General features: G+C 50.5%; 6 protein-coding genes. 3 read left to right on the top strand and 3 right to left on the bottom strand.

What is annotated here, in order from left to right; all coding sequences use genetic code 11:
- Positions 1–144 precede the first annotated feature (144 nt).
- On the top strand, positions 145–1,245 hold the full coding sequence (locus AUK29_03385; protein ID OIP65015.1) for a rod shape-determining protein RodA: 1,101 nt from the start codon (positions 145–147) through the stop codon (positions 1,243–1,245).
- Positions 1,246–1,271: 26 nt separating this feature from the next.
- Here the strand turns inward: AUK29_03385 and AUK29_03380 are convergent, their stop codons facing one another.
- Positions 1,272–1,523 (bottom strand): hypothetical protein, encoded by a 252-nt coding sequence (locus AUK29_03380; GenBank protein ID OIP65014.1) that lies wholly within the window; start codon positions 1,521–1,523, stop codon positions 1,272–1,274.
- Positions 1,524–1,675: 152 nt separating this feature from the next.
- On the opposite strand from AUK29_03380, the gene AUK29_03375 reads away from it, so the two are divergent.
- Together AUK29_03375 and AUK29_03370 are read left to right on the top strand one after the other, a co-directional pair.
- Positions 1,676–2,545, top strand: coding sequence for a hypothetical protein (locus AUK29_03375; protein ID OIP65013.1), 870 nt, complete (start codon positions 1,676–1,678; stop codon positions 2,543–2,545).
- Positions 2,546–2,566: 21 nt separating this feature from the next.
- Entirely contained in the window at positions 2,567–3,649 is a 1,083-nt protein-coding gene (locus AUK29_03370; GenBank protein OIP65017.1) for an iron-sulfur cluster-binding protein, read from the top strand.
- Positions 3,650–3,953: 304 nt separating this feature from the next.
- Here AUK29_03370 and AUK29_03365 read toward each other — a convergent pair whose 3' ends face one another.
- Both AUK29_03365 and AUK29_03360 read right to left on the bottom strand, forming a co-directional pair.
- A complete protein-coding gene (locus tag AUK29_03365) occupies positions 3,954–5,087 on the bottom strand; it encodes an ATPase (GenBank protein OIP65016.1) in 1,134 nt (377 codons plus the stop codon).
- A 117-nt stretch (positions 5,088–5,204) separates the two neighbouring features.
- On the bottom strand, positions 5,205–5,432 hold the full coding sequence (locus AUK29_03360; GenBank protein OIP65012.1) for a hypothetical protein: 228 nt from the start codon (positions 5,430–5,432) through the stop codon (positions 5,205–5,207).
- Positions 5,433–5,849 lie beyond the last annotated feature (417 nt).

The raw sequence follows: 5,849 nt of genomic DNA, 5'->3' as shown, positions 1-5,849 counted from the left end.
AGGCCTATTTCAAAAAGACCGGGCGGATGGTGGAACCCCCGCCGGAATTAAGGCCTGCATCCCTGCCGTCCGATATGCATCTTTCACAGGCTGAAAACCTGGTTGGGGTTAGCGGAGAACCTGTAAAAAAAAGGTAAGACCACCATGCTCGACCGCAGGCTGATTACACATTTTGATTTCGGGTTTTTATTTCTGATCCTTTTTCTTTCTTTGATCGGGGTCGGGGCCATCTACAGCGCCTCTCATTTTGCCGGGAGTCCGCCGTCGGCCCTCTATTTAAAACAGCTCAACTGGATCGGGTTTGGGCTCATTGCTCTCTTGGTAACGGTTTCTATTCATTATCAGACCATCCAGCGCTATGCGTATGTGATTTATACGGTCTCAGTCCTCCTGCTCATCATCGTAGCCTTCAAAGGGAGGACGGGTATGGGGGCGCAGCGGTGGATCGACATCGGGCCGTTGACCCTCCAGCCATCGGAGTTTGCCAAGATCGCCCTGATTTTGGCCCTCTCCAGATATATTTCGGATGCCCGTGACCGCGGGATCATCACCCTCAGCCATTACGGGGTCATGGGTATCCTGATCGGCATCCCCCTGATTCTGGTTGCCCGGCAGCCCGACCTGGGAACCACGCTGATGCTGATGCTTATTTCACTGACCCTGATATTTATAGCCGGCATTCCCATAAAGATCCTTCTTACCGGTGGGATTGCTTCGCTTGGTGCGGTCCCCTTCCTCTGGCGCTTCCTCAAGGATTATCAGAAGCAGAGAATCCTGGTGTTTTTCAATCCTGCCATGGACCCGAGCGGCGCCGGGTACCACATCATCCAATCGAAGATCGCCATCGGTTCCGGCGGGTTTTTGGGAAAGGGGATTCTCCATGGGACACAGAGCCAGCTCCGGTTTATCCCGGAACAGCATACGGATTTCATCTTCTCGGTCATCGCCGAAGAGACCGGTTTTATCGGCGTGCTGATCCTGGTCCTGCTCTTTGCCTATTTTGTGTTCTGGGGAATCAGCTTCGCCCTCAAGTCCTATGATGACTTCAGCATGCTGACCATCACCGGGCTGGTCAGCATGATCGCCTATTATGTCTTTGTGAACATCGGGATGACCTCAGGCGTCTTCCCGGTCGTAGGCATCCCCCTCCCCTTCATCAGCTACGGGGGCTCGGCCCTGATCACCCTCTTCATCGCAGCCGGGCTGATCCTGAACATCCGCATGAGGCGCTTTCAGGGGGGGTGAAAGACAAGACGCACCACAGAGAAAGGCTAAAGATAGCTAAAGGCAAAGGCAAAGGCAAAGGCAAAGAATTCACCGCAGAGCACACAGAGACCGCAGAGGAAAGGCCTTTTAGGTAAGAACGAAAACCAAGACCTCTTCACCACAGAGGCGCGGAGGTCGCAAAGGAAGAGATTCCGGGCTAAATGCCAAGACAAGAAAAAGAAAAAATGCTTGACAACAATAAACCAGGACACAGAGAAAAGATAGAGATAGCAAAAGGCAAGACGTGCTCCGTTCATTTGGAAAATTGTTCTTTACATTTTGGCGGGATATAGAGAGAATGATTGAAAATATCATTCGGTTCGGCCTACCGCAAGAGGTCGAGTGAGCGCACCAAAACAGGCGTGTCCGGCCGTCTCAACGATCCGGAAAATATGGAGGAGTCTCTTCCTTGCTCAAAGCCATCATCATTTCCATGCGGCCTGAACAGTGGATAAAAAATCTCTTTGTCTTGGCCCCCCTGCTTTTTTCGCAAAACCTTCTTGATCTTGAGATGTTTTTTAGAGCCTTCCTCGGCTTTCTCATTTTCTGCGGCGCATCCGGGGCGATCTACCTGGTCAATGACGTGAAAGACATTGAAGAAGACCGTTCTCATCCGAAAAAAGCAGCACGGCCCGTCGCCTCCGGCAGGCTTTCGGTCATGACGGCAGTGGTTTCGGCGATTCTCCTTTCCGGCCTCTGTCTCGGCGTCAGTTGGTTTCTGTCCTCCGGTTTCGCGGCGATCCTCCTGATATATCTTACCTTGAATCTCCTCTACTCTTTCATCTTGAAGGAGCTTGTCATTATTGATGTCATGACCATCTCGGCCGGCTTTGTGCTTCGTGTGCTGGCCGGATCAGCGGTCATCGATGTGCCGACGTCCCAATGGGTGCTGATCTGCACGGCCCTCATCGCCCTATTCCTCGGCTTCTCGAAAAGGCGTCACGAACTCATCTTGCAGGAAAACGGCGCTGTGTCATCGCGCAAAGTCCTTTCTCAGTACAGCCCTTACTTCCTCGATCAAATGATCGCAGTGGTGACGGCCTCTACGGTCATGTCCTATGCCCTCTATACCGTATCCGAAGAGACCGTTGAAAAGTTCCAGACTTCAAATCTGATCTATACCGTCCCCTTCGTGCTCTACGGCATCTTCCGCTATCTTTATCTGGTGCATCAGAAGGACCGGGGGGGAAATCCCGCACAAATCATGCTCAGCGATAAGCCGATGATGCTCAATGTCATCTTGTGGGTTGTTGTCGTGTTGGCAGTTCTATATCAATGAAAGCTGAATGGGAAGGCCATGATGAAACCAAAAGTTGCTGTCCTTAAGACGAGGCCGGAGACCGTACTGGAAGATTATAAGAGGCTCTTGCGCCTTGCGGAATATGAAACGTTCCTGCCCAAGGACAAGGACACCGCGCTCAAAATCAATATCTCCTGGGAGGTCTATTTCCCGGCGTGCTCCACGCCGCCCTGGCAATTGGAGGGCGTGATCCGGACCTTGCTTCTGGACGGCTACTCCCGGGAGCTCATGCATGCCTGCCACAACCGGACCGTGGTGGTCTCGGCCAAGAAGGGGGAAATCAACAACAAGCACAAGCCGATCGTGGAGAAGTACGGGCTGCGGAACATCCATCTCTACGAAGGAGAAGAGTGGATACGCTACGAGCCCAAAGGAAAACTGCTGGTCCTCGACAAGATCTTTCCGGATGGAATCAAGATTCCCAAGCGGTTTATCGGCGAGAACATCATCCATCTTCCCACCATGAAGACCCATGTCTTCACCACCATGACCGGAGCCATGAAGAACGCCTTCGGCGGGCTCTTGAACGAAAAACGGCATTGGACCCACAGTGTGATCCATGAAACCCTGGTGGATCTTCTCATGATCCAGAAGGAGATCCACACCGGGATCTTCGCTGTCATGGATGGGACCCTTGCCGGGGACGGGCCCGGGCCGAGGTGCATGGTCCCTCTGGAAAAAAATTACATCCTTGCCGGCGCGGACCAAGTGGCCATCGACGCCATTGCCGCAAAGATGATGGGATTTGATCCCCTCTCCCTGAAATTCATCCGACTGGCCCACGAACGGGGGCTCGGCGTCGGCGACCCCGCAGAGATTGAAGTGGTGGGCGAGGATATCTCCGGCGTGAACTTTCACTTTCACGGCCATGAGAACACGCTGGCCAGCCGGGGGCAAAAATTGATCTACCACGGGTGGCTGAAACCCCTGGAAAAGCTCATGCTGCGAACCTTCCTGGTCCCATGGTCCTACGCCGCGTCCCGGCTTTATCATGACCTCTACTGGTATCCTTTGATAGGGAAGAAGAGAATCGGAGAGATCCGAAAGACACGCTGGGGGAAGCTTTTTGAGAAGTATGAGTAATTCTTGTTACTAAAGAATTCTTATGGAGGTGAAATGGTTTTTAACCCTGCTATATAGCCAAGTAAGCCTTTCTCTGCGTCCTCCGCGCCTCTGCGGTGAGAGCTTTGTCTTTAGCTTTTCACCAAGCAGGTTCTTCTTTGCGTTCTCTGTGTGCTCTGTGGTGAGATTTCTTGTTTTTAGCTTTAGCCCAGAGATCTCTTCTCCGCGTCCTCTGCGTCTCTGCGGTGAGAGCCTTGTCTTTAGCTTTTCACCCTGCAGATTTTTCTCCGCGTCCTCTGCGGTGAATCTTGCTTTTAACCAGGCATCACAAACCGCGCTCGCTGATAAAACTCCTATACGTCTTATTGTTGATAACCTTCACATTACTTCCGGCATAGGCCTCCAGGAACACGCGGGGCGCCCGATAGTTTTTCTGGTTCCATTTAAATTCAAAGCCGTGAAGTTTCCCTTGGGCTTCTTCCAGATAATCGATCTCTTGCTGTCCGTGAGTCCTCCAGAAATAGATATTCTTGGCGATCCCATGGTTCTGGTTAAACTTGATCCTCTCACTGATCATAAAATTTTCCCACAGGTTTCCGATGTCCCCGCGTAGATTCAGGGGGTTGAAATTGTTGATCAGGGCATTTCTGACGCCGGTATCAAAGAAATAGATCTTTCTGAGCTTCTTTAATTCATTTCTCAGGTTTCGGCTGAAAGGCCCAAGACGAAAAATAATAAAGGCCTTTTCCAGAACTTCAATATAACTTACTACGGTCTTCTTATCTATTCCGACAATCCCGGCCAGCTCGGTGTAGGAGACCTCCTGACCGATTTGCAGGGCCAGGGCCTGCAGCAGCCTCTCTAAAACTTCAGAGTGTTTGATCTTCTGGTACTGAAGGGCATCTTTATAAAGATAGCTATGGGTGAGACTCCTTAATTTTCCTTCCGCCTCGGTCTTGGCCTGAACAATCTCCGGATACATCCCGAGGAGCATTCTTCTTTCAAGGATTCTCTGAATTTCAATATCCGAATAGATGGCGGAGATCTCTTCGAGGGAAAAGGGATAGAGGTGAAATTCATACTTTCTCCCTGTCAGGGGTTCGGAGATCTCGTTCGACAAATCAAAAGATGAAGAGCCCGTGGCCAAGACCTGTACGTCCGGAAGTTGATCCACCATGATTTTCAGAGTGATGCCGATATTTTTCACCCTCTGCGCCTCATCAACAAAAATGAGCCTGTTCCTGCCGATGAACTCCTTGATTTCCGTGGACGTAACTTGTGTCAAGGCCTGGCGTATATCCGGCTCATCACAGTTCAGGTAGGTTGATTTTTCAGGGTATTTCTTCTGTATCTCTTTGATCAGAGTCGTCTTGCCCACCTGTCTCGGACCGTAGATAATGACCACCTTCTTCTTAAATAGATGATTTTCAATATTTTTTTGGATTGTCCGAGGAATAATCGGCACGTTTAGTCTCCAATTAATTATAATCTAAGGGAATAGAATACCCTAAATATATATAAAATGGGGAATTAAATCAAGTATTTTTTGCAAGGGAGGGAATCATAAGCAAGAAGATTATTCGAACCGGGGAGTTTGTTCCAGACAATGAACGCCGGATCCACGAAGAACCTGCAAGGAGGCGAATAGATCACGGACTGGCCTGGGCACGGGAAAAAAGACCATCAGAAACCGACCTCCCGAAACTGAGTGAAGCCATCCGGAAATAAAAGCAAGGTCCGCATGGATGTCAATAACCCGATTTTTCTTGAAGGATTGTTTGAACTGGACAAGAACGATCGGCACGCCGTGCTAAACACCCTTTGTATCCCTTCACCCGGATCATGATTCAGCCTACCGGTAATCTCAGACCAACCCGTGCCGATGAATGCTTTTTCTCCATGTTCTCTGTAGGAGAGTTGTTGTATTTCTTTGCGTCCCTGCGGTGAGATTTCTTGTTTTTAGCTTTTAACCCAGAGATCTCTTCTCTGCGTCCTCCGCGTCTCTGCGGTGAAGTTTTGTTCTTGCTTTTTGCCAAGGAAGTTTTTCTCTGTGTGCTCTGTGGTGAGAAGGGTTTTTTGGCCGAGAGAATCCTACGAAGCGAAATACCTGGAGATCAGAACTGCGAGGGCAATGAGAAGCCCGGCGTTCACGATATGCTCCCCGTTCTTTACCCACTGGGATGCGGCCCATCCGCCTGAACCGGTTTCATAGGGCGTAAGC

The sequence above is a fragment of the Nitrospirae bacterium CG2_30_53_67 genome, assembly GCA_001873285.1.
Classification (GTDB): Bacteria; CG2-30-53-67; CG2-30-53-67; order CG2-30-53-67; family CG2-30-53-67; genus CG2-30-53-67.
Note: the sequence above shows the minus strand (reverse complement) of the source record. Positions and strands in the feature narration are given on the sequence as shown.

Bases quoted from the DNA above. Each gene is read 5' to 3' on its own strand.
- AUK29_03385 (OIP65015.1), top strand. From the start codon at position 145: ATGCTCGACCGCAGGCTGATTACACATTTTGATTTCGGGTTTTTATTT.
- AUK29_03380 (OIP65014.1), bottom strand. From the start codon at position 1,523: ATGAACGGAGCACGTCTTGCCTTTTGCTATCTCTATCTTTTCTCTGTG.
- AUK29_03370 (OIP65017.1), top strand. From the start codon at position 2,567: ATGAAACCAAAAGTTGCTGTCCTTAAGACGAGGCCGGAGACCGTACTG.